This is a genomic window from Labrenzia sp. 5N, assembly GCF_012395805.1.
In the GTDB taxonomy this organism is placed as follows: domain Bacteria; phylum Pseudomonadota; class Alphaproteobacteria; order Rhizobiales; family Stappiaceae; genus Roseibium; species Roseibium algicola.
Map to the genome: position 1 here is coordinate 21,153 of NZ_JAAZTM010000009.1, position 21,162 is coordinate 42,314.

The following is a 21,162-nucleotide window of genomic DNA, read 5'->3' on the forward strand; positions in this document are numbered from 1 at the left end:
CTGCGGAAAGAATTACTTCTTCGCAAGTGGATGTGCACTTTCCACCAGTTCGCGCAGGCGTTCGTCCAGGACGTGGGTGTAGATCTGCGTCGTGGAAATGTCGGCATGGCCCAGCAACTGCTGCACCACTCTGAGGTCGGCACCGTTCTGCAACAGGTGGGAAGCGAATGCGTGGCGCAGCACGTGCGGGGAAATCTTGCCGGCATCGAGACCGGCGGCGACGGCAAGGTCCTTCAGGTCTCGTGCAAAATGCTGGCGCGTCAGGTGTCCGCTGTCGCCATGGGAGGGAAACAGCCACGGGCTTTTTTCGTATGCCCCTTCGGCAGCACGCAGACCGACGTAGTCCTTCATGGCAGCCTGGGCAGCGCGGGACAGCGGCACAAGCCGCTCCTTGCCGCCCTTGCCCCTGATTTCGATCAGGCGGGCGTCCCGGAGCGCAGCGGTAACCGGCAGGGCAACCAGTTCCGAAACGCGCAGGCCGGTCGCATAAAGCACTTCGATAAGTGTGTACATGCGCTGCGTACGCAAGCGTGCCGCCGCGCTTTTCTGGGGCTTTTCGGTTTCCGCCCTGGCGGTTTCGATCAACCTGTCGACGTCTTCCATCGACAGCACCTTGGGCAGGCTCGCGCGCTTTTTCGGGGCGGACAATGTGCGGGTCGGGTCATCTTCCCGGGAGCCTTCCGCGTAAAGGAACTTGTAGAACTGCTTCAGCGCGGACAAGCGTCTTGCCTGCGAGGTCTCGGCAAATCCGCGCCGGTTGAGATCGCCCAGGTAAGCCGAAATGTCTTGGGATTGCGCTGATGCAAGCATCTTTCGGCCGAGGAAGTCTGAAAAATCCTCCAGGTCGCGGCGGTATCCGGCCAGCGTGTTTTCTGCCGCGCCGCGTTCGGCGGCCAGCATTTCGAGGAAGTTTTCAAGATCGAAACCGGTTGCCATTGCGTATGCCTTCGCAAAGGACCTGAAACTTGTCCCGTTGATAACCCGCCATTTGAAAGCGTGTACTAGCGGCCGAAGCCGTCTTTCTTCACCCTAACCTCGATTTCCCGTTCACGCGGATCGACAAGGTTGGCCAGGGAGTAGATCGCGCCATAACCGAGCGCGCCAAGCAGCAGCAGCACGAGCAACAGGCGGGTCAGGGTCGGCACGTCGGCTGTCTCCAGGTCAGGGCGTCGGTCCGCTCACGGGCAAGCGAATCGGATAGGCGATTGTTTCAACAAGGCGGGGGCGCATGCAAGGCAAAGCAGCAGTCCGGCAGGCGGAGTTCCCCCGTGTCTTTTTTGACGAATATGCTAAAACGCCGCCATGATAGAACACGACAAGGCGCGGTCTTCCGAAGGAGGATCCGCGGAGACAGACGTAAAACCCGTTGATCTGGCCCGCCTGGTAGCTGCCCTGGGGCATCGGTCCATCGTTCTGGTGGGAATCATGGGCTGTGGCAAGTCGACCGTCGGCAAGCGGCTGGCGCACCGGCTGGGCCTTGAATTTGTCGACGCCGATACCGAAATCGAGCGCGCGGCCAACATGAGCGTGGCGGAAATATTCGCCGAACACGGCGAGCCTTATTTTCGCAGCGGTGAAGAACGGGTGATCGCCCGTCTTCTGCGTGAAGGACCGCAGGTGCTGGCAACGGGCGGCGGCGCTTTCATGAGCGAGGCAACGCGGGCGGAAATCGCCGAGCTTGGACTGTCCATCTGGTTGAAAGTCGATTTCGACACGGTCATGGCACGGGTCCGGCGCAGGTCCACGCGTCCGCTGCTGCAGAACCCCGATCCCGAGGGAACGATGCGCAAGCTGATGGCTGACCGCGAGCCCGTCTATGCCAAGGCGGCGCTGACGGTCACCTCCAAGGACGTTCCGCATGAGGCGGTGGTCGATCAGATCGTCGCCACCCTTGCGGATCACCTGTTCGAACGCGAGGCCACCAGCGCCGCGCAAACATCAATGAGCTGAATTTAGAAGCGTGACGGCATGGTAGACACGGTAGTGGCAAAAGCATTGTTGGGCCGGGACGAGAAGATCGTCCGGGTCGATCTTGGCGCGCGCAGTTACGACATCAAGATCGGTCGGGGGGTGCTTGAGGGAGCGGGAGCGGAAATCGCCGCCGTTATGCCCGGCGCGCGTCTTGCGGTCGTTGCCGATGAAACCGTTGCGGGCCTTCATCTGAAGGCTTTTTCGCAGAGCCTCAAGGCTGCCGGTCTGGAGCACACCGCCATCACGGTACCGGCAGGCGAAAGCACCAAATGTTTTCGTGAATTCGAGCGCCTGTGCGACGAGGTTCTGGCCGCCCGGCTGGAGCGCGGCGACGCGGTCGTCGCCCTTGGCGGCGGTGTCGTCGGTGACCTGACGGGCTTTGTCGCCTCGGCCGTGCGCCGTGGCATGGCCTTCATTCAGGTGCCGACCACGCTTCTTGCCCAGGTCGACAGTTCCGTCGGCGGCAAGACCGGCATCAATTCACGTCATGGCAAGAACCTGATCGGCGCTTTCCACCAGCCCGCCCTGGTGCTGGCCGATACTGCCATTCTGGATACGCTGCCGCTGCGTGACTTCCGCGCCGGTTATGCGGAAGTCGCCAAATACGGGCTCTTGGGTGATGCGGATTTCTTCACCTGGCTGGAGTCCAACTGGCAGGCGGTTTTTGCAGGTGGCGTGGAGCGGGACGAGGCCGTCGCAAGGTCCTGTCAGGCAAAGGCGGATGTGGTTGCTGCCGACGAGCTGGAATCCGGCCGCAGGGCGCTGCTCAATCTGGGTCACACGTTCGGCCACGCGCTTGAATCGGCGGTCGCCTACGAGACCGAGCGTCTTGTCCATGGCGAAGGCGTTTCCATCGGCATGATGCTGGCACATGAATTCTCTCAGCGCCTCGGCCTGATCGGCGAGGACACCGTCGAACGTGTCCACAAGCATCTGAGCGATGTCGGCCTGCCAGTGCGGGTGCAGGACATCCCCGGTCAGCTGCCGCCGGCTGAAACGCTTATGGATATCATCGCGCAGGACAAGAAGGTCAGCCGGGGGGCGCTGACCTTCATTCTGACGCGCGGTATCGGCGAAGCCTTTGTCGAAAAAGGCGTCGATCCCGCACTGGTCTCTGACTTCCTGAAGGAGAAACTCGAGGCATGACGGAAACGGCTCTCTGGCTGGCGATTGTCGCCATCTTCGTTCTCCTGTTCCTGTCCGGCTTCTTTTCCGGTTCGGAAACGGCACTCACCGCCGCATCGCGCGCGCGCATGCACCAGATGGAAAAAACCGGCGACTGGCGCGCCCGGGTGGTCAGCCTGCTGATCGCCAACCGGGAACGTCTGATCGGCGCGCTGCTCCTGGGTAACAACCTGGTCAACATTCTGGCGTCTGCGCTGGCAACCAGTGTGTTCCTGTCCCTTTTCGGCGACGCTGGCGTTGCGCTTGCCACCCTGGTGATGACCGCCCTCGTTCTGGTTTTTGCCGAAGTGCTGCCGAAGACCTGGGCCATTTCGAATCCGGAGCGGTTTGCGCTGGCGGTGGCGCCGATCGTGCGCTTCGTGGTGGCCGTGTTCGGTCCGATCGTGGTCGGGGTGGAGTGGATTGTCCGCAACATCCTGAAGCTGGTTGGCGTCAATATCGGCGACGACACCTCGATCCTGTCGCCGCATGAGGAACTGCGCGGCGCCGTCGATCTGCAGCATATCGAAGGTGGCCTGGAAAAGGGTGAGCGCGATCGCCTCGGCGGTTTGCTCGACCTGGCGGAACTGGAAGTCTCGGACGTGATGGTTCACCGCACCAACATGGTGGCGCTGAATGCGGACGATGCGCCGGACAAGCTGGTGAACGCGGCTCTGGCATCGCCCTATACCCGCCTGCCGCTCTGGCGCGGGGAGAGCGACAATTTCGTCGGCGTGCTGCATGCCAAGGATCTGCTGCGTGCGTTGCAGGCTGCCGGTGGCGATGCTGCGAAGATCAACGTTCTGGATATCGCTGCCCCGGCCTGGTTCGTTCCCGACACGACCTCGCTTCAGGATCAGCTCAATGCATTCCTGCGGCACAAGTCCCATTTCGCGCTCGTGGTTGACGAGTATGGCGAGGTGATGGGCCTGGTCACGCTGGAAGACATTCTGGAAGAAATCGTCGGCGAGATCGCCGATGAGCACGACGTGGAGCTGGAAGGCCTGCGGCCGCAAGCCGATGGCTCGGTGATTGTCGACGGCTCGGTGCCGATTCGCGACCTCAACCGCGCTGCCGACTGGAGCCTGCCGGACGACGAGGCGACCACGATTGCCGGTCTTGTCATTCACGAAGCGCGGATGATTCCGGACGAGCGCCAGATCTTCACCTTCCACGGCTTCCGCTTCACGGTGCTGCGGCGGGAGAAGAACCGCATCACGCGGCTGCGCATCATGCCGCTTGGCCAGATTCCCGGCGTCAAGATGCCGGCCGGAGCTGCCCAGGCCGTTGCGGGCGCGGCTGCGAAAGCGGGCGGTTAAGCAAGGCGCTTGATCGTTGAGCGAGTTAAGGGGCGCGTGTTGTCTTCAGCTGTGCTTGTGGATGCTTGCATCTGTTAACTTATAGAGTGCGTAAGAAAACAAATCTCAGTATTGCTCTGCTAAGTGCGGCGTATATAAGTAGAATTAAAGAAAAAAATATGCTGGCTAGAGCGATATTGGTGAACTCGAAAAGAGTAAGAAGCTCTGTTATTGCCGCCAATACGATCAGGGTAGATAGAAACAACACGCAGCAGCGCAAGAGATAGTTCCTTGAAATCGCTCTAAGGGTTGTTTTGACGATGAAATATCTTTTCACGTTTCCGAAAATCAGAAACAGGCTGAAAGTTGCGGCGAGTGATAAGCATCCGTAGTGTAAAAGTATTTCGTTAAATGTGAACGGTAGATCGTAGATCAGCATTGATGCCGAATATACTAAAAATAAACATATAACTACCGTGAGGCAGCTTATGTAATTTGCTGTTTGTCTTAGTTCATCCATCGGGAATATTAAACGAATCTCATTCTGGGCGTTGAACTTCGATCGCTAAAGCGTGCACGGTGGTCGCCAGTTCATGGGAGAGCGTCTCGTTGATCGCTCGATGTTGTGCAACCCGGTTCATGCCTTCGAAAGCGGCTGCGGCGATCTGTACCCGGAAGTGGGTTTCGCCGCCCTCGCGCCAGCCACCGTGGCCCCTGTGCTTTTCCGACTCGTCGATGACGTTCAGAAAAGACGGCGAGAAGGCTGCGGAGAGTTTGTCGGTGATCGTCTGCTTTGTGCTCATGTGTCTCACTTGGCGTAGCTGTTTTCGAAGTTCAAGTCTTTCGTGGTCCGGCCCTGCCTGATACAGTGCCGGGCTCTTCGACTTTCGAAATCCGGTGCGGGGAAATTAACTTTGGATACCGGGACAATGCAACGGCCTGCGGCTTGCCCGTCGGCCCTCACACTTCAATATTTCGGCGCATGAAACTGGACTCAAAACTCTTCGACAGCATCCGTGTGAAACCGGACAAGGAACGGGTGGAACAGGACCGCCATCCTTCGTGCGACCATCCGGGTTGCAAGCGGCCAGGCACGCACCGGGCGCCGAAAGGGCGTGACCGGGAGGGGCAGTATTTCAATTTCTGCGTCGACCATGTGCGCGAATACAACAAGTCCTACAACTATTTTACAGGTATGGGCGACGACGACGTGCGCACCTATCAGAAGGACAGTCTGACGGGGCACCGGCCGACCTGGAAAATGGGCGTAAACCGGCAGGCAGCCGAGGGGCCGGACGGGTTCGACGCCCGCTCCAGCATGCGCTCCAATGCGCAGCGGCGCACCGAGCAAGTTCGGCGTCCGCGCGAAAGAAAGCTACTAACGCTTGAAAAACGTTCCCTGGATGTGCTCAATCTGCCTTACACAGCCCGTGGCGCCGAAATCAAAGCGCGCTATAAGGAGCTTGTTAAATTGAACCATCCGGATGCCAATGGCGGTGACAGGTCTTCCGAAGACCGCCTGCGGGAAATCATTCAGGCGTATAACGTTCTGAAAAAAGCCGGTTTCCTTTAGAGCCTGCAGGGTCCTGCCGGCTTTTCCCAAACGACCCTTCCCGAACTTCCGGGACTGCGGAGGACTGATGACTGAGACGACGACTGCGGCCATGGCCATGCCGGACACTGAAATTTCCGTAGAAGAGGTTTTCGGTTTCAAGTCCGACCTCAAGGTACCTGCATTTTCCGCGCCGTCAGAACATGTGCCCGAGCGTGACGAAGACTACCTGTTCGACCGCGCGACCACGTTGGCGATCCTGGCGGGTTTTGCTCATAACCGGCGCGTGATGGTGACCGGGTATCACGGTACCGGTAAATCGACCCACATCGAGCAGGTGGCGTCGCGTCTCAACTGGCCGTGTATTCGCGTCAACCTGGACAGCCATATTTCCCGTATCGATCTAGTCGGCAAGGACGCGATCGTGATCAAGGACGGCAAGCAGGTCACCGAGTTTCGCGACGGGATCCTGCCCTGGGCCTATCAGCACAATGTCGCGCTGGTCTTCGACGAATACGACGCCGGCCGTCCGGACGTGATGTTCGTGATCCAGCGTATTCTGGAATCTTCCGGCCGCCTGACGCTGCTCGACCAGAGCCGGGTCATCCGTCCGCATGCCGCCTTCCGGCTGTTCGCCACCGCCAACACGGTTGGTCTCGGCGATACCTCAGGTCTTTATCACGGCACACAGCAGATCAACCAGGCGCAGATGGACCGTTGGTCGATCGTCACCACGCTGAACTACCTGCCGCATGACAACGAGGTGGATATCGTTCTGTCGAAGGCCAAGCACTTCCAGTCGGACGAAGGCCGCAATACCGTTTCCAAGATGGTACGCCTGGCGGACATGACCCGGAACGCCTTCATCAACGGCGACCTGTCCACGGTCATGAGCCCGCGTACGGTCATTACCTGGGCGGAAAATGCCCAGATATTCGGCGATGTCGGCTTTTCCTTCCGCCTGACCTTCCTCAACAAGTGCGACGACATGGAACAGTCCCTGGTGGCAGAGTTCTATCAGCGCTGCTTCGGTGAAGATCTGCCGGAATCCTCCGTCAACGTAGTCATGAGCTGAGGTCCCGATGGCACCGCGGCCGGGTCACAATTCCCTTCCGGGCAACAAGCCCGCACCGAGCACCGAGCCATTCAAGCAATCGGTGTCCGGTACCATGCGGGCGATTTCCGGAGAACCGGAACTGGAAGTCATCTTTTCCGGTGACCGGCCCGGTCTCAGCGGCATGTCCGCGCGCTTGCCCGAGCCTTCGCGCAAGATCAACGCGCGCGAGATCGCGATCACCCGTGGCCTGTCGGACAGCATCGCCCTGCGCATTGCCTGCCACGACAAGGCTGTTCATTCCAAGAACATGCCGCAGGGCCCGGACGCGCGGGCGATTTTCGAAGCGGTCGAACAGGCCCGCTGCGAAGCCGTTGGCGCACGTCGGATGCAAGGGGTTGCCGACAACCTGTCTGTGATGCTGGACGACCGGTTCCGCAAGTCCGGTGCGCCGGATATCTCCAGCCGGGAAGAAGCGCCGCTGCAGGATGCCCTGTCCCTGCTGGTGCGTGAACGCCTGACCGGTGCGAAGCCGCCGGAAAGCGCGACCAAGCTCGTCGACATGTGGCGTGGCTGGATCGAGGACAAGGCCGGTGCCGACCTTGACAGGCTGGAAGCCGAAGTCGAGGACCAGAATTCTTTCGCGGCCCGTCTGCGGGACGTCCTGAAATCGCTCGACATGGGCGATGAGCTTGGCGATCACGACCAGGACATGGACCCGGAAGAAAACGAGGACCAGGGCAACAACGACGAAGCTGAATCGGGCGACGACAGCGAAGAAGATTCCGGCGAACAGGAAGCCTCTCCGCAGGAGATGGAACTTTCCGGCGAAGAGCAGGAAAGCGGCGATACGGAAGCTGCCGAAGCCGATATGGAAGACTTCGCCGATCAGGACATGTCTGAGGATACCGAGGAACCGGGCGAAAGCGACCGACCCGATACGCCGTTTTCCAACCGGCCGGAATCCGACTACCGGGTGTTCACCACCCAGTTTGACGAGACGATTACCGCTGAAGAACTTTGCGACATGGCGGAGCTCGATCGTCTGCGCGGGTTCCTGGACAAGCAGTTGACCCACCTGCAAGGGGCCGTGGCGCGCCTTGCCAACCGGTTGCAGCGCAAGCTGATGGCGCAGCAGAACCGGGCCTGGGACTTCGACCTTGAAGAAGGGCTTCTGGACACCGCCAGACTGACCCGTGCCGTAACCGATCCGATGGCCCCGCTTGCCTTCAAGCAGGAGCGGGACACCAATTTCCGCGACACGGTCGTGACGCTGCTTCTGGACAACTCGGGCTCCATGCGCGGGCGTCCGATCACCGTTGCCGCCACTTGTGCCGACATTCTGGCGCGCACGCTGGAGCGCTGCGGCGTGAAGGTCGAGATCCTCGGCTTCACCACCAAGGCCTGGAAAGGCGGCCAGTCGCGGGAGAGCTGGATCGGTGCGGGCAAGCCGCCGACACCTGGCCGGCTCAACGATCTGCGCCACATCATCTACAAGTCCGCGGATGCGCCCTGGCGCCGGGCCCGGCGCAACCTCGGCCTGATGATGCGCGAGGGCCTTTTGAAGGAAAACATCGACGGCGAAGCCCTGCTGTGGGCTCATGACCGGCTGATGGCGCGGCCCGAACAACGTCGCATCCTGATGATGATTTCCGACGGCGCGCCGGTGGACGACACCACGCTTTCGGTCAACCCGGGCAACTATCTGGAGCGCCACCTGCGCTACGTCATCGAGGAAATCGAGACCCGGTCACCGGTCGAGCTGATCGCCATCGGTATCGGACACGACGTCACGCGCTACTACCGACGGGCGGTCACCATTGTCGATGCCGAAGAACTTGCGGGTGCCATGACAGACCAGCTTGCCAACCTTTTCGACGACGAGGTGGACACCTCCTTCAACACGCGTGGCCGCCGTCGCCGCGCGGGTCATCGTTAGTCGGCAGGATCTGGAAAACATGGGAGCAGAAAGGCGTCTTTCGGCAGGCAGCTTCGCGCTGGCTGCCGTCTTTCTCTCCACTTTCTGGTTTGCTGCGCCCGCCGCCGCCGGGGCGCCGGAGCTGCTTTCGGACGCACAGCCGGTCAAGGCCCGTACCCGGTCCATCGACACATTCCGCATAGGGCTTGCCGATACGACCTTCGGCAAGCTGACTTTTCTTGGCGGTCTGGAGCTGATAGCCGCGGACCGCAAGGTCGGCGGGCTTTCCGGTCTGATCAGTCTGGACGGGGGAAGCGCGTTTCTGGCGGTCACCGACAACGGGCATTGGGTCAGTGGCCGAATCGTGCAGACAGCGGATGGCAAGCCGACGGAGATCGAAGACTTGCGGTTCGCGCCGCTTTTGGGTGCCGATGGCAAAACGCTCGATGCACGCTGGGGTCATGATACCGAGGCACTGACGCTGTCGGGCTCCGGTCTTTATGTCACTGCTGAAACCCGCAACGCCATCTACCGATATCCGTGGCCGATTTCGACCGGCAAGGAAAGGATGATCGGTGAAGTCGCGCTGCCGCAGGATATTCGCGATCTGCCGCGCAACACCGGTCTGGAAGCTCTGGCGGCCGGGCCGGAGGACGGCCCGTTGGCCGGCAAGCTCGTGGCTGTCGCGGAATCAGCGCCAAGTGACCTGCATGATCTGTCTGGCTTCATCATTGGTCCGGACGGCACGGAACGCTTCACCATTCGCCGGTATGAGCGCTTCGATGCGACGGATGCGGCGTTTCTGCCCGGCGGCGACATGATTCTGGTGGAGCGCCGTTTCAGCCTGCGTGATCTGATCGGCCTGCGGCTGCGGCGGTTCAAAGGAGCCGACATTGCTGCCGGAGCCGTTCTGGAAGGCGAGTTGCTGCTGGAAGCCGACTTCAACTCCCAGATCGACAACATGGAAGCTCTGGGTATTCACACCAATGAAAACGGTGAAACAATCCTGACGCTTGTCTCCGACAACAACCGTTCGATCCTGCAGAGGACCTTGTTCCTGAGGTTTCGACTGGAAGATTGAGGCGCGGGAGCACTTCTGCCCGGCGAGTCGATTTCCGAACGACCAACCCCGCCTTTTTCGCGCCTGGTGCCTAGGCGGCAGTTCCCTTCGGCATGGCCTGAAACAGGCCGAGCACGATGCGGTAAGGGGCGAGCAGGGCGACGGCAACCAGCATCTTTACCAGGAAGTCTCCCACGGCCAGCGACACCCACAGCAGCGCCTGGGTATCGTCGCTGATGCCCAGGAAGGGCACCGGGAAGGCGAGCGAGCTGTCGTCCATCCCGAACAGGCCGTCGATGAAGGCAAAGCTGGCGGAAAAGGCGATGCCGAAGAACAGGAGCGTGTCGATTACCGAGCCGATGAAGGAAGAGGTGATCGGCGCTTTCCACCAGGCCAGCTTTCGCATGCGGTCGAATATCGTCACGTCCAGCAATTGCGCGACCAGGAACGCGGTGCCGGAGGCGATGGCAATACGGGGCGTCGCCAGCCAGATCGACAGGACCACGGCAATCAGGAAGCCGGCAATCACAACCTTGCGTGCGGCGGTCGGGCCGAAGCGGCGGTTGGTGAGATCGGTCACCAGGAAGGCGACCGGGTAGGTGAACGCACCCCACGTGAGCGTATCGGCAAGATTGACACCGCCGATGAAATGCTCGACTGGGAACTGGACCAGAAAGTTGGATGCAACGACAACGGCCGCCATCGCCAGAATGGCGACTACGTGATGGCTCGCGGAAAAGGTCCGGGTTTCGGTCATGTGTTCACCTCATAACGACAGACGCCCAACCGATATCGATTGGGCGTCCTGAAAAGGTTCTTTGCAAGTATGCGAGCTGCCTGCTGCCGGAACGAGCCGTGCAGGCGCTTCAGGCCTTAAGCGGCAGCGGCTTCAGCCTGCTTGCGCTTGATGTCGACCTTGATCTTGCGAGCAGCATCGGACAGGTCCGCGTCGCTTGCCTTCATCAGGTATGCGTCCAGGCCACCGCGGTGTTCGACGGAGCGCAGTGCGTGTGCGCAGACCTTCAGCTTGAAGGTTTCGCCGAGCGTGTCGCTGATGAGGGACACGTTGCACAGGTTCGGCAGGAACCGGCGGCGGGACTTGTTGTTAGCGTGGGAGACGTTGTTGCCCGTCATCACATCTTTGCCGGAGAGTTCGCAACGGCGTGCCATGATATCACCTTTTGTTTTCGTGGCTGGGCCGTTACTTTGAACCCAGCAAGTCCAACCGGAACCGGCGCGGACCTGAGGCCCGGCGACATCGTCTCCGGCATTTCTCGGAAAAAGTTGCCCCGCTATAATGGGAGTGAAGGCCAACGTCAAGACATCTCCGCCGCTTTGCGGAGATTCACTGCTTTTATTTGCAGGACGCCCGGCTGTTAACCACTGAGTTACCATAATTTAGAATGATTGGGGTCGTTCATCGAGCGGGATTTATGGTATCTTTCCGTCGCGGAACACTCATGGCGCGGGGGCGCAATTCGCTGCCAGACGGCAGTCCGGAGGTTTTGAAGTGTTTGGTTTGATGTCTCTCGGGCGGCTGGTCGCCCTGCCAATGCTTGCTGCGGCGCTGCTGACGACACCGGCGGAAGCCAAGAAAAACAGCGTCGGCGGCCTTTACAATATTTCGATTGCCGGCTTCAAGGTCGGGCGCGGAACGCTGTCGCTCGTCATGCAGGGCAATGCCTATTCGGCCAAGGTCAGCCTGGAGCCGGCAGGTATCGGCACGCTGTTCACCACCGGCAAGGGTGGGGCGGAAGCATCCGGCTGGATGGTCGGATCGCGGGTCGTACCGTCGAAATACAGGATGGCGTCGCACGCCTCCAATCTCGATTTCTACGTCAACCTGAGCCAGGGCTCAGGGTCCATCCGCTCAATGGAAGTCGCGCCGCAATTCAAGCCCAATCCGGAGCGGATCAAGGTGACGGACCGGCATACGCGCAATGCGATCGATCCGCTGAGCGCCGCTCTGATGCCGGTCGGCCGTGCCAAGGACAGCCTCGGCCCGAAGGCCTGTTCGCGTCGTCTGCCGGTGTTCGACGGCTGGACACGGTTCGATATCAAGCTGAGCTATTCCGGCACGAAGGAAGTCTCCGGCCACGGCTATGACGGCCAGGTCGTTGTCTGCAAGGCCCGCTGGGTACCTGTCGCCGGGCACCGCCCGTCCAAGGATTCGGTCAAATACATGGCTCAGGCCAACATGGAAGTGTGGGTTGCGCCGATGGGCCGTGACAACGTGCTCGTCCCCTACCGGATTTCCATCGACACCAAGAACGGCCGCCTGATCGTGGAAGCGGACAAGCTCAAGATCGACGGTGCCGGCAGCGATCAGGCATCCGTCGACTGATTACCGACCCTTCTTCGGCCCTTTCCGGCAAAAAAACCGGGAAGGGTTTCCCAGGCGCGAGAGGCTTTCAATCCCTGTTTGCCGGCACACCGAGACTTGCGCCCACTTGCGTCTCTTGATACAGCCCTCCAACTATGCGTTCAGGCACGCTTGCGTTGCCTGGAGCATCTTGCGTTGTTCAGACGCGGCAAAGATGCTTGAACGTCTTTGAAATGATCGACATTCGGGTGGCTGGTCGCTTTCGGCTGGTAATCCTTCGATCTTGTGACAGAATTTCCGGAGCGGCCGCCGGACGTAAGGCGGTGCCGGCTTGTTTCAGGTAACCGAGTAAATGCACAGCTATTTGGAATTCGAAAAGCCCGTTGCAGACATTGAAGGCAAGATCCAGGAGCTGCGCGCTCTGGCCGGGGAAGATGGCGAAGCCGTCAATGTCGACAGTGAAATCGACCGGCTGAAAACGAAATCCTCGCAAACGCTGCAGGACCTCTACGCCAAACTGACGCCCTGGCAGAAAACGCTCGTTGCCCGCCATCCCGATCGCCCGCATGCCGTTGCCTATATCGCCGGTCTGATCGAGGATTTTACACCGCTTGCCGGTGACAGGAAGTTTGCCGAAGATGCGGCGCTGATCGCCGGTATCGGTCGTTTTCGCGGTCAGTCGGTGGCTGTGCTGGCTCAGGAAAAAGGCCACGACACCGAAACGCGTCTGAAGCACAACTTCGGCATGGTCCGTCCGGAAGGTTACCGCAAGGCGGTCCGGGTTATGGAAATGGCCGAACGTTTCGGCCTGCCGCTGATCACCTTCGTCGACACCTCCGGCGCCTATCCGGGACGCGGGGCTGAAGAGCGCGGCCAGTCCGAAGCCATCGCCCGCTCGACGGATGTCGGCCTCGGCCTTGGAACGCCGTCCGTTTCCGTCGTCATTGGCGAAGGCGGCTCCGGTGGCGCGATCGCGATCGCGACCGCCAACAAGGTTCTCATGATGGAACACGCGATCTATTCGGTGATTTCACCGGAAGGCGCCGCCTCCATCCTGTGGCGCGACAGCGCCAAGGCGCAGGACGCTGCGACAGCACTGAAAATTACCGCACAGGATCTCAAGCAGCTCGGTGTCATCGATGACATCATCAAGGAGCCTGTCGGCGGTGCGCACCGTGCACGCGAAATCGTTATCGACAACGCGGGCAAGGCGATCGAATCTGCGCTGAAAGAACTGGCAGGCCTGTCGCCGGATGAAATACGCAAGCAGCGGCGCGAAAAATTCATCGCTATCGGCAGAACCCTGAGCTAGATCTTCCTGCTCGACCTGGTGTCTTCCGGTTGCCGGGTTCGGCGATATCGCCACGCTGGTAACCGCGCTGTTCACCAAACTGCTGTATTTCGGAAAAAAACGATGCAAGGCCGCCGTAAAAGCGGCCTTTTTGCCATCCTGTGGCCAGAATTTGCCGTCATTCAGGCGAAGTTGGGACGCACAAGATGACGCTTGGGCAAGTTTTTGTTCCTATCACCATTATTTTGGTCGCAGGCACAATCCGGTTTCAGTAACTTATCGTCAACCATCATTCCCTAGCCTTTGCGCGGGGGCGAGGACGCAGGAAGTGCGGCAAGGCAGTTCGTTCGCCTTTGTCGGTTTCCGCTTAGTTTGGGACAGTATCATGGTCTTTCGGCGCCTTATGAACACGCCAGCCGGCCTTCTTCTTGGCAACAACGGCCTGAGTGGCCGCAAGGCAGCCCGTCTTGGTGCGGCGCTGATGCTTGCCGGTGTGCTGGCGGCTTGCCAGGCAGACGAATTCACTGCAGGCCCCAACAAGGCGCAGCAGCCTGTCAGCGCGTCGATCAAGCGCAAGATGAACGATCTCAACATGAGCTCGACCTCGCCGATCATGATCCGGATCTTCAAGGAAGAAAGTGCTCTGGAAGTCTGGAAACAGACCCGCACGGGCAAATATCAGCTTCTGGACGAGTTCGAGATCTGCAAATGGTCCGGCAAGCTCGGCCCGAAGTTCAAGGAAGGCGACCGTCAGGCCCCGGAAGGCTTCTACGAGATCACGCCTGCCCTGATGAACCCGAATTCCAGTTATCACCTGGCTTTCAACCTCGGTTACCCGAATTCCTATGACCGCTCCCACGGCCGCACCGGCTCGCATCTGATGGTGCATGGCGCCTGTTCGTCCCGTGGCTGCTACGCGATGACGGACGAGCAGGTCCAGGACATCTACGCGCTTGCCCGCGACAGCTTCAAGGGTGGTCAGCGCTCCTTCCAGGTTCAGGCCTTTCCCTTCCGCATGACGCCGGAAAACATGGCTCGCCACCGCGACAGCGAGCACATGGAATTCTGGAAAATGCTGAAGACCGGCTACGACCATTTCGAGATCACGCAGACCCCGCCGCAGATTTCCGTCTGCGAGAAGAAATACGTGTTCGATGCCACCACGCTGGTGGAAGGCGTACCCTTCCGGGCCAGCGCCAAATGCCCCGACTATCAGGTGAGCCCGAGCATCGCCACGGCAGTTGCCTCCAAGCAGCGCCGCGACAACGAGAAATACCAGCAGCTTGCTGCCCGCTTCGATGCTCGTGACGAGCGCCAGAAGCGCTGGGAAGAGCGCTCCAACCGGCTTGCCGAAGCGCTCGGCGGTGGTGAGGACGACACCAACCCGGCTGTTGCCACGGCTGAGACGGCTGCGCCTGACGTACAGCCCGCAGCCGAAACGGCGACGGCTGCAGTTCCTGCAGAAGCGGCTCCGGCAGCACAGCGGCGTCCGGGCTCGGCGGTCGAGACCGCCTTTGCCCCGCAGGACCAGTCTGGTGGCAGCTCTGTCGGAAGCTTCTTCAAGCGCTGGGTACCCTTCGGTCCGAAAGCCTCGGAAGAAGGCGCTGGTGTTGGCCCGATCGAAACCGAAGTGGTTCCGGATACCAAGCCGAACTGATCGGTCCCGGCTTCAGCCTCATACCCGGTCTTCAGCTCCATGGAGATCCCGCCCCCCGGATGATGTCCACATCCAGAGGATTGCAAAGTCCTCAGGATGTGGAGGGAATGCGATCCGAACTGCGTGACGGTGGAGTGAGCAGAACTTGCGTGATGTGGGGAGCTCGCGGCGCAAGCCCGCCGGCACAGCCTGCCTCAACGGACGTTATTTGATCGCGGTGATGGCGGCCCATTGGGTTGGTTTGCGGTCGTAACCACTTCCCAACCAGGTTTCTGTTTCCAGGATGCGCCAGGTTGCCGCTTCTCGCCAGATCGCAGTCAGTTCGTCCTGAGGCAGAAGATTGTAGTAGCGACCAAACGCGTCTGTACCTTCGTTGGTGCCAACCTTGAAACTGGCCCAAACCACCCCGTTTTTGTGCAGCGCCCGATGAATTCTCTCAACCACATCGCCGAGCTCGGCTCTTGGAGCGTGGGTCAGTGCGGCGCAGGCATAGACGCCGTCATAAAGCTCAACCGCATCAAGCTCGTTAAACAACATGGTCTGAACCGGCTGGCCTAACCGTTGCGCAGCTATCGCAGCGAGTTCGGACGAGCCATCCGTCGCATCCAGGACGAAGCCGGACTTGAGTATGGCCTCGGCGTCCACACCGCCTCCGGTTCCCAGTTCCAGAATTCTGCCCTTTGCTTTGCATCGCTCCAGGAAGGCAGGCAATCTGGGATTAGGCGTCTCCTTGTCGGCAACATATTCCTTGGCGGTGGTGTTGTAAAAGTTCACTGTTTCGCTGGTCATTGATGACGCTCGCCCCTCCCCATTGGGTTCAATTTCAAATTCGCATAACTTGAAGTTGTGGCGGCTGTTTGCGGCGCAAAGTTGGCCTGAAAGGGCTGTCGTTGAAGAAGGAACCTATCGTGCCGGGATTTGAGCGGAGCATTCCTGGCGGGAGCGCTTGCTCTGGTCGAGAAGGTGGGCAGATCTCGGGATCCTCGACACCTGTCAGGACGGCAGCAGGCCCTTTGCTTCAAGCGTCATTCTTGTGGCTTCGTTGAGATCATATTTGCCGAGATCTTCGGGAAGGACCCATGCGAAGTCCTCGAATTCATCGTTGACGGAAACGCTGCGGTTCGCCGCCTTGCAATCAAATATGAGATAAATCATGTAAATCTGCTCGGAGGTGCCGTCCGGGTAGGTCTTTGTCCGGACATCGTCGCGAAACGTCCAGGGTTGGACTTCCGCAATCGTCAGGTCGGATCCCAGTTCTTCCGAGATTTCTCGAAGCAGCCCTTCTGTCATCCGCTCACCCTGTTCCAGACCGCCACCCGAAAGTGCCCATTGTCCGGGAAAGACACCCCGGTCGCTTGGCATCTTGCACAGAAGGTACGCGCCTTCGTTTTCGATCAAAGGGCAAACAATAATTCTCTGACGCATGTCTTTCTCGATCTAACTGATTTTACGAGGAAAATTCCGGCTACGATCCGCGGCGACGGCGGCATTCGTCGCAGCAGGGGGGCAGTCTCCCGAACCCTTGAAAGGTTCAGGGGGCGATGGACGGGTTGTTTGCGATGGAGTGTCGATCGGTGTTTTGAAAGACAAAAGCTACCGCGTCGATCACGTGCTTGTCTTTTACTGCAGCGGCGGCAATCCCCTTGAAACGCCTTCCTGCAGCACTGCCGGATCGTAGGCCTTTCGCGAGAAAACTTCGCGCACCAGAGGTTCGAAGCTTTCCAGCGTGTCCATCTCATAGTCGGGATCGAAGGAGGACTGGTCCCAGCGTTCGCAGAAATCGGCGCAGGCCTGGAAGTGCATGTGATCCTTGAACTGGTCGCGGGCGTTTTCGTCCCAGCCATAGTGACGGCCGTAATAGAGCATCTGGAAGATGCCGTGATGTTCCACCACCCAGGCAACCTCGTCCCGCACGAAGGGGCGGATGACTTCGGCCGAGAATCGGTCGTGGTTCTGCGGGGCCAGCCCGTCGCCGATATCATGCAGAAGCGCGCCGACGATCCAGTCGATGTCCGCCCCTTCCCGACGCGCCCTTGTGGCCGCCTGAAGGCCATGCTGCATGCGGGTGATCTTGTAGCCGGACAGCGTGTCCTCGTTCTGGCGCTTCAGCTCGGACAGGATCCGTTCCGGTGTCAGGGCGTGATAGGGCCGTTCCGCTTCCGCCAGCAGATCGTAGTCTTCCTTGGTGCCGTCTTTCATCTGGGTGAAGGACACGGTTTTCATGGCGCACGCTCCTGTTTTGCGGGAGTGTGCGCCAGGACTTCCGATAAAGTCCAGACAGGAAACACGCTGCTTCTGTGAAGGCCCTCTGCCTAGTTTGACGCTGGCGCCGGAAGGTGCGGCAGAACCGCTTCGACAGCCAGGCCGAGCGACAGCAGATGCCGGTCGGAATAGGCGGGGCCATCAAGCTCCAGGCCGACGGGCAGGCCGTCCGATGTCAGCCCCGCGGGCAAGGACAGGCCAGGAATACCGGCGACGGAACCCGGGTCGGTGTTGCGGATGAACGTGGGGAAGGTCGGTACGTCTTCTCCGTTCAGCGACACGGTTTCATCGGATCCGGTGATGGGCTGGGCCGGCAGCGGGGTTGTCGGGAAAACCAGCGCATCCAGCTTGTTGGCTGCAAAGACTTCAGCATATCCGGCCTGGATCAAAGGCCGCATGTCGTCCATTGCCTCCCGGTAAACTGCATCCGGGATCGCCTGGTTGCCCAGCACCAGATTGTCGAAGACGAATTTGACGTCGGGGCTGGCAACTTCATCGGCTATGTCCTGCAGCCCGAGCCCGGTTTCATGCGTCTCCAGAAAGGCGGCAAGATCCCGTTTCACTTCCCACAGGGCGATCGGGAAACCGGCTTTTCCGGCAAGTTCAAGCTCCGTGCTGATATCGACGGGAACAAGGGTCACGCCGGCGGCCTGCAGCTTGTCCAGGGCTTCCTTGAAGAGACGATCCGTTTCCGGTGAGAGGTTGTCCGTCAGCACGCCTGGAACACCCAGACGGACGGTGCCGAGGTCTGCAGGGTCGAGTGTCGCAGTGCTACCCGTGATCACCGCATCGAGGAGGACCAGGTCGGAAACAGTTCTTGCAATCGGACCGGGCGTGTCGCGGGTCGCGGAAATCGGCACGATACCTTCTGCCGGGTAGCGGCCTGTGGTCGGGCGTAGACCGGAAACACCGTTGAGTGCCGAGGGAATGCGCACCGAGCCACCCGTGTCGGTTCCAAGACCGGCGGGCGCCAGCCTGGCACCGATCGCAGCGCCGGTGCCGCCACTCGAGCCGCCGGCAAAGCGGTCCGGATCATAGGCGTTGGCAACCGCGCCGAAGGCGGCGTTGTTCGAGGTGATGCCGAAAGCAAGTTCGTGAAGATTGGTCTTGCCGAGCAGGATCGCGCCCGCATCGCGCAGTTTCTTCAAGACAGGCGCGTCTTCTGCAGGCACCCATCCTTTCAAGGCAGGCGTCCCACCAGTGGTTGGCAGGCCAGCGGAGGCAATGTTGTCCTTCACGACAATCGGCACGCCGTGCAGCGGTCCGAGGGGTTCACCGGCCTTCACGCTTTCATCGGCGGCTGCAGCGGCTGCAAGCGCGCCTTCGCTGTCGAACGTTATGTAGACGTTGCCCGGGTCATCGCCGGTTCTGGCGATGAGGGCGTTGACGAGATCCGTGGCTGTCAGCGTCTGTCCGGCTATGGCGCTCGCCGTTTCCGCCGCACTCATGGTGGTGATGTCGTCGGCGGCAAGGACCGGACCGGCAAAGGCGGCTGCGATCGCAGTCAGTCCTGCTGTGAGATGCACTTTCATGTTTGTTCCCCTTCTTTTGCATGAGGGAAACAGCAAACGCCTGTGCCTTTTCCGGCGCATCCTCGAAAATGAGGAGGCGCTTCGTTTATTGGAGAGAAAGTCGCGTGTTGACGCTGGCGAGCAGTTCCGCCCGGCTGGTCACCCCCGATTTTTGAAACATCGCCTTTAGGTGGGTGCGAACGGTCGTGACGGAGATTTCAAGTTCCGCCGCAATCTCGCGGTCGCGCTTGCCTGCACTCACCAGGCAAAGCACGTCCTGTTCCCGGCTGGTGAGCCCGTGGTGGCCCGCCCAGGCCGTCAAGCGCAATCGGGGGTCGGCATCGCGCTGTTTGCGTTCGTGTGCCTGCATGTTCGCAAGGGCATGTCCGAAGGACGTGCCGATCGCGTTCAGTATTTCCAGGTCGCGCTGCTGGAAGGTTTCCTTGCCGGCGCCGCGCCAGATGCGCAGGTCGCCCAGATGGCCGGTCGCCGCATAGGCATGGAAGTTCATGCCCTGATGCAGGCCGTCCCGTGCCAGAAAGTCGTTGTAGAATTCAGTGCGCAGGAAGTCTTCCCGGGAAATGACCTGGTCGAGGTGGGTGGCGCGCCGGCACATGCGGAACCTGGGTGTAATCGGATCGCAGTGCTGGAAATGGTGCTGGTAGGCGGCGAGATTACTCTCGTCCATGTTCAGGAACACGCCGTCCGTGTCGCCGTCGGTCCTTGTCCAGACGTAGGAGGCAAAGTAGTCCGCCTCCAGAAGGTCCAGCAAGCGGGTGCCAAGCTGCAGCCTGAGTTGCCGTGCGTCCTGGATGGCGATCATGTCCTGCATGATCGCGAAGATCAGATTTGTTTCCCGGCCCGAAAGCGTTGTCAGCATGCCAGACCTCCTCTTGCGTCATGGTAGCGAGGAAGAGGAGATCCGTCATCCAAAAGGATCGGGCCGGGTGTCATGCCTATTTCGGCATCAGGGCCCAGTAGTCGAAATCGAGAACCACTTCGGGCAGGTAGTTGTCCTCATGGTCCTGTCCGGGGAAGTCATGGCAGGTCCGGTTCTTGGTGGCGACAAGGCGCAGACGCAGCGCGCCGACGTCCGAGCGGCCGTCGATGTCTGCCTTGTCCAGAACTTCCGACCAGGCATAAACCGTGTCGCCTGCCGCCAGCGGGCCGACGTGGCGGCCGCCGTTGATGCCGGCAATGTGAAATGCGTTGGCCAGCCCGTTGAACGACAGCGCACGGGCAATGGAGATCACGTGGCCGCCATAGACCAGGCGGTGGCCGAAACGGTTGTGAGCTTCCGTGTGCTGGTTGAAATGCACCTTGGCGGTGTTCTGGTAAAGACGGGTTGCCAGCTGATGCTCGGCTTCCTCCACCGTCATTCCGTCGACATGGTCGATCTTCTCGCCAATCTCGTAATCGTCGAAACGGTACTCGGATCCGGCTAGGTCATTGTCCCAATTGGCGGTGTCGAGCAATGGCACGGCGGTGCCGAGAGACTGCGGATCGAGCGCTGAGGGAAGTTCCGGCACCACCGGTTCCGGCGCGGGATTGGCGGCAACGCGTTTGTTGACCATCACCCAGCGGACATAATCCAGCACCTCGGTGCCGTTTTCGGTGTAGCCGGTCGAGCGCACATAGACGACGCCGGTCTTGCCGTTGGAGTTCTCTTTCTTGCCGATCACCTCGGAGACAGTGGAAATGGTATCTCCCGGGAAAACCGGTGCCAGGAACCGGCCGCCCGCATAGCCCAGATTGGCGACGGCATTCAGCGAGATGTCCGGCACTGTCTTGCCGAAGACGATATGAAAGGTCAGCAGGTCGTCTACCGGGGCGTGGGAATAACCCAGGGATTTTGCGAAAGCGTCTGACGACTGAACCGCAAAGCGAGAGCCGTAAAGCGCGGTGTAAAGCGCCTGGTCACCGCTGGTGACGGTGCGCGGCGTTGCGTGGCGGATGACCTGTCCCACCTTGAAGTCTTCGAAGAAATTGCCGCGATTGGTCTTGCTCACCTGTGCCTCCCGGTTCTGATTTGTCGGAGAGGATTAAGCCCGCTGCGGTGCACACAAGCAAGTCAGACGTTTTGCCGATGACCTTCTGAAAG

The 21,162-nt window shown here is 60.2% G+C and carries 21 protein-coding genes; 10 read left to right on the forward strand and 11 right to left on the reverse strand.

Translation table 11 applies throughout. The annotated features are described in order from the left end of the window. Nucleotides 1-12: 12 nt before the first annotated feature. Nucleotides 13-936 carry a site-specific tyrosine recombinase XerD gene (gene xerD, locus HEP89_RS09840; RefSeq protein ID WP_168691930.1) on the reverse strand — a complete coding sequence of 308 codons (924 nt, stop codon included), beginning with the start codon at nt 934-936 and terminating at the stop codon, nt 13-15. A gap of 65 nt (nt 937-1,001) precedes the next feature. Beyond that, nucleotides 1,002-1,145 (reverse strand): hypothetical protein, encoded by a 144-nt coding sequence (locus HEP89_RS09845; RefSeq protein WP_167579543.1) that lies wholly within the window; start codon nt 1,143-1,145, stop codon nt 1,002-1,004. 157 nt (nt 1,146-1,302) lie between these two features. Here HEP89_RS09845 and HEP89_RS09850 point away from each other — a divergent pair, with 157 nt between their 5' ends. Genes HEP89_RS09850 through HEP89_RS09860 form a run of 3 tightly spaced genes read left to right on the forward strand, consistent with a single transcriptional unit; the run spans nt 1,303 to nt 4,454 of the window. After that, on the forward strand, nt 1,303-1,950 hold the full coding sequence (locus HEP89_RS09850; protein ID WP_197923189.1) for a shikimate kinase: 648 nt from the start codon (nt 1,303-1,305) through the stop codon (nt 1,948-1,950). Between the two features lie 18 nt (nt 1,951-1,968). Beyond that, nucleotides 1,969-3,117, forward strand: a complete 1,149-nt coding sequence (gene aroB / locus HEP89_RS09855) for a 3-dehydroquinate synthase (RefSeq protein WP_168691931.1) — start codon at nt 1,969-1,971, stop codon at nt 3,115-3,117. Then, the gene (locus HEP89_RS09860; RefSeq protein WP_055659829.1) at nt 3,114-4,454 is read left to right on the forward strand and encodes an HlyC/CorC family transporter; all 1,341 of its coding nucleotides are present in this window, start codon (nt 3,114-3,116) and stop codon (nt 4,452-4,454) included. The genes aroB and HEP89_RS09860 overlap by 4 nt, the downstream gene beginning before the upstream one ends. A 518-nt stretch (nt 4,455-4,972) precedes the next feature. On the opposite strand, the gene HEP89_RS09865 is transcribed toward HEP89_RS09860, so the two are convergent. Then, nucleotides 4,973-5,236 carry a BolA family protein gene (locus tag HEP89_RS09865; protein ID WP_023002803.1) on the reverse strand — a complete coding sequence of 88 codons (264 nt, stop codon included), beginning with the start codon at nt 5,234-5,236 and terminating at the stop codon, nt 4,973-4,975. 179 nt (nt 5,237-5,415) lie between these two features. Here HEP89_RS09865 and HEP89_RS09870 point away from each other — a divergent pair, with 179 nt between their 5' ends. From HEP89_RS09870 to HEP89_RS09885, 4 genes are all read left to right on the forward strand, one after another. Beyond that, on the forward strand, nt 5,416-6,006 hold the full coding sequence (locus tag HEP89_RS09870; RefSeq protein ID WP_023002804.1) for a DnaJ domain-containing protein: 591 nt from the start codon (nt 5,416-5,418) through the stop codon (nt 6,004-6,006). A gap of 67 nt (nt 6,007-6,073) precedes the next feature. After that, complete coding sequence (gene cobS, locus HEP89_RS09875; protein ID WP_023002805.1) at nt 6,074-7,060, forward strand: cobaltochelatase subunit CobS; 987 nt, start codon at nt 6,074-6,076, stop codon at nt 7,058-7,060. A 7-nt stretch (nt 7,061-7,067) separates the two neighbouring features. Further along, nucleotides 7,068-8,978: a cobaltochelatase subunit CobT gene (cobT, locus tag HEP89_RS09880; protein ID WP_023002806.1), complete on the forward strand. Its 1,911-nt coding sequence runs from the start codon at nt 7,068-7,070 to the stop codon at nt 8,976-8,978. Nucleotides 8,979-8,997: 19 nt separating this feature from the next. Then, complete coding sequence (locus tag HEP89_RS09885) at nt 8,998-10,038, forward strand: esterase-like activity of phytase family protein (RefSeq protein WP_077293317.1); 1,041 nt, start codon at nt 8,998-9,000, stop codon at nt 10,036-10,038. 70 nt (nt 10,039-10,108) lie between these two features. On the opposite strand, the gene HEP89_RS09890 is transcribed toward HEP89_RS09885, so the two are convergent. Continuing rightward, entirely contained in the window at nt 10,109-10,774 is a 666-nt protein-coding gene (locus tag HEP89_RS09890; RefSeq protein ID WP_023002808.1) for a VUT family protein, read from the reverse strand. Nucleotides 10,775-10,890: 116 nt separating this feature from the next. After that, nucleotides 10,891-11,187, reverse strand: a complete 297-nt coding sequence (gene rpmB, locus HEP89_RS09895; RefSeq protein WP_023002809.1) for a 50S ribosomal protein L28 — start codon at nt 11,185-11,187, stop codon at nt 10,891-10,893. A 340-nt stretch (nt 11,188-11,527) separates the two neighbouring features. Between rpmB and HEP89_RS09900 the strand changes: the two genes are divergently transcribed. The 3 genes from HEP89_RS09900 (at nt 11,528) to HEP89_RS09910 (ending at nt 15,288) form a co-directional block, all read left to right on the forward strand. Continuing rightward, nucleotides 11,528-12,361 carry a DUF3108 domain-containing protein gene (locus tag HEP89_RS09900; RefSeq protein WP_208984624.1) on the forward strand — a complete coding sequence of 278 codons (834 nt, stop codon included), beginning with the start codon at nt 11,528-11,530 and terminating at the stop codon, nt 12,359-12,361. 331 nt (nt 12,362-12,692) lie between these two features. After that, the gene (locus tag HEP89_RS09905; RefSeq protein ID WP_023002811.1) at nt 12,693-13,652 is read left to right on the forward strand and encodes an acetyl-CoA carboxylase carboxyltransferase subunit alpha; all 960 of its coding nucleotides are present in this window, start codon (nt 12,693-12,695) and stop codon (nt 13,650-13,652) included. A gap of 364 nt (nt 13,653-14,016) precedes the next feature. Next, nucleotides 14,017-15,288, forward strand: a complete 1,272-nt coding sequence (locus tag HEP89_RS09910; protein ID WP_168691932.1) for a murein L,D-transpeptidase family protein — start codon at nt 14,017-14,019, stop codon at nt 15,286-15,288. Nucleotides 15,289-15,492: 204 nt separating this feature from the next. Here HEP89_RS09910 and HEP89_RS09915 read toward each other — a convergent pair whose 3' ends face one another. The 6 genes from HEP89_RS09915 to HEP89_RS09940 all read right to left on the reverse strand — a co-directional run bounded on the left by HEP89_RS09915 (nt 15,493) and on the right by HEP89_RS09940 (nt 21,070). Continuing rightward, nucleotides 15,493-16,077 (reverse strand): class I SAM-dependent methyltransferase, encoded by a 585-nt coding sequence (locus tag HEP89_RS09915; RefSeq protein WP_168691933.1) that lies wholly within the window; start codon nt 16,075-16,077, stop codon nt 15,493-15,495. 204 nt (nt 16,078-16,281) lie between these two features. Further along, complete coding sequence (nudI, locus tag HEP89_RS09920) at nt 16,282-16,713, reverse strand: nucleoside triphosphatase NudI (RefSeq protein WP_168691934.1); 432 nt, start codon at nt 16,711-16,713, stop codon at nt 16,282-16,284. Between the two features lie 195 nt (nt 16,714-16,908). Beyond that, entirely contained in the window at nt 16,909-17,511 is a 603-nt protein-coding gene (locus tag HEP89_RS09925; protein ID WP_023002815.1) for an HD domain-containing protein, read from the reverse strand. 89 nt (nt 17,512-17,600) lie between these two features. Beyond that, the gene (gene iaaH / locus HEP89_RS09930) at nt 17,601-19,082 is read right to left on the reverse strand and encodes an indoleacetamide hydrolase (protein WP_168691935.1); all 1,482 of its coding nucleotides are present in this window, start codon (nt 19,080-19,082) and stop codon (nt 17,601-17,603) included. A gap of 85 nt (nt 19,083-19,167) precedes the next feature. After that, complete coding sequence (locus tag HEP89_RS09935; RefSeq protein ID WP_168691936.1) at nt 19,168-19,941, reverse strand: LuxR family transcriptional regulator; 774 nt, start codon at nt 19,939-19,941, stop codon at nt 19,168-19,170. A gap of 76 nt (nt 19,942-20,017) precedes the next feature. After that, the gene (locus HEP89_RS09940; protein WP_062486615.1) at nt 20,018-21,070 is read right to left on the reverse strand and encodes a MaoC family dehydratase; all 1,053 of its coding nucleotides are present in this window, start codon (nt 21,068-21,070) and stop codon (nt 20,018-20,020) included. Between the last annotated feature and the right edge of the window lie 92 nt (nt 21,071-21,162).

Coding starts and splice junctions, on each gene's coding strand:
- cobS (WP_023002805.1), top strand. CDS start 6,074: ATGACTGAGACGACGACTGCGGCCATGGCCATGCCGGACACTGAAATT.
- xerD (WP_168691930.1), bottom strand. CDS start 936: ATGGCAACCGGTTTCGATCTTGAAAACTTCCTCGAAATGCTGGCCGCC.
- HEP89_RS09850 (WP_197923189.1), top strand. CDS start 1,303: ATGATAGAACACGACAAGGCGCGGTCTTCCGAAGGAGGATCCGCGGAG.
- HEP89_RS09890 (WP_023002808.1), bottom strand. CDS start 10,774: ATGACCGAAACCCGGACCTTTTCCGCGAGCCATCACGTAGTCGCCATT.
- HEP89_RS09905 (WP_023002811.1), top strand. CDS start 12,693: ATGCACAGCTATTTGGAATTCGAAAAGCCCGTTGCAGACATTGAAGGC.
- HEP89_RS09935 (WP_168691936.1), bottom strand. CDS start 19,941: ATGCTGACAACGCTTTCGGGCCGGGAAACAAATCTGATCTTCGCGATC.
- nudI (WP_168691934.1), bottom strand. CDS start 16,713: ATGCGTCAGAGAATTATTGTTTGCCCTTTGATCGAAAACGAAGGCGCG.
- HEP89_RS09865 (WP_023002803.1), bottom strand. CDS start 5,236: ATGAGCACAAAGCAGACGATCACCGACAAACTCTCCGCAGCCTTCTCG.
- HEP89_RS09925 (WP_023002815.1), bottom strand. CDS start 17,511: ATGAAAACCGTGTCCTTCACCCAGATGAAAGACGGCACCAAGGAAGAC.
- iaaH (WP_168691935.1), bottom strand. CDS start 19,082: ATGAAAGTGCATCTCACAGCAGGACTGACTGCGATCGCAGCCGCCTTT.
- rpmB (WP_023002809.1), bottom strand. CDS start 11,187: ATGGCACGCCGTTGCGAACTCTCCGGCAAAGATGTGATGACGGGCAAC.
- HEP89_RS09915 (WP_168691933.1), bottom strand. CDS start 16,077: ATGACCAGCGAAACAGTGAACTTTTACAACACCACCGCCAAGGAATAT.
- aroB (WP_168691931.1), top strand. CDS start 1,969: ATGGTAGACACGGTAGTGGCAAAAGCATTGTTGGGCCGGGACGAGAAG.
- HEP89_RS09910 (WP_168691932.1), top strand. CDS start 14,017: ATGGTCTTTCGGCGCCTTATGAACACGCCAGCCGGCCTTCTTCTTGGC.
- HEP89_RS09870 (WP_023002804.1), top strand. CDS start 5,416: ATGAAACTGGACTCAAAACTCTTCGACAGCATCCGTGTGAAACCGGAC.
- HEP89_RS09885 (WP_077293317.1), top strand. CDS start 8,998: ATGGGAGCAGAAAGGCGTCTTTCGGCAGGCAGCTTCGCGCTGGCTGCC.
- cobT (WP_023002806.1), top strand. CDS start 7,068: ATGGCACCGCGGCCGGGTCACAATTCCCTTCCGGGCAACAAGCCCGCA.
- HEP89_RS09860 (WP_055659829.1), top strand. CDS start 3,114: ATGACGGAAACGGCTCTCTGGCTGGCGATTGTCGCCATCTTCGTTCTC.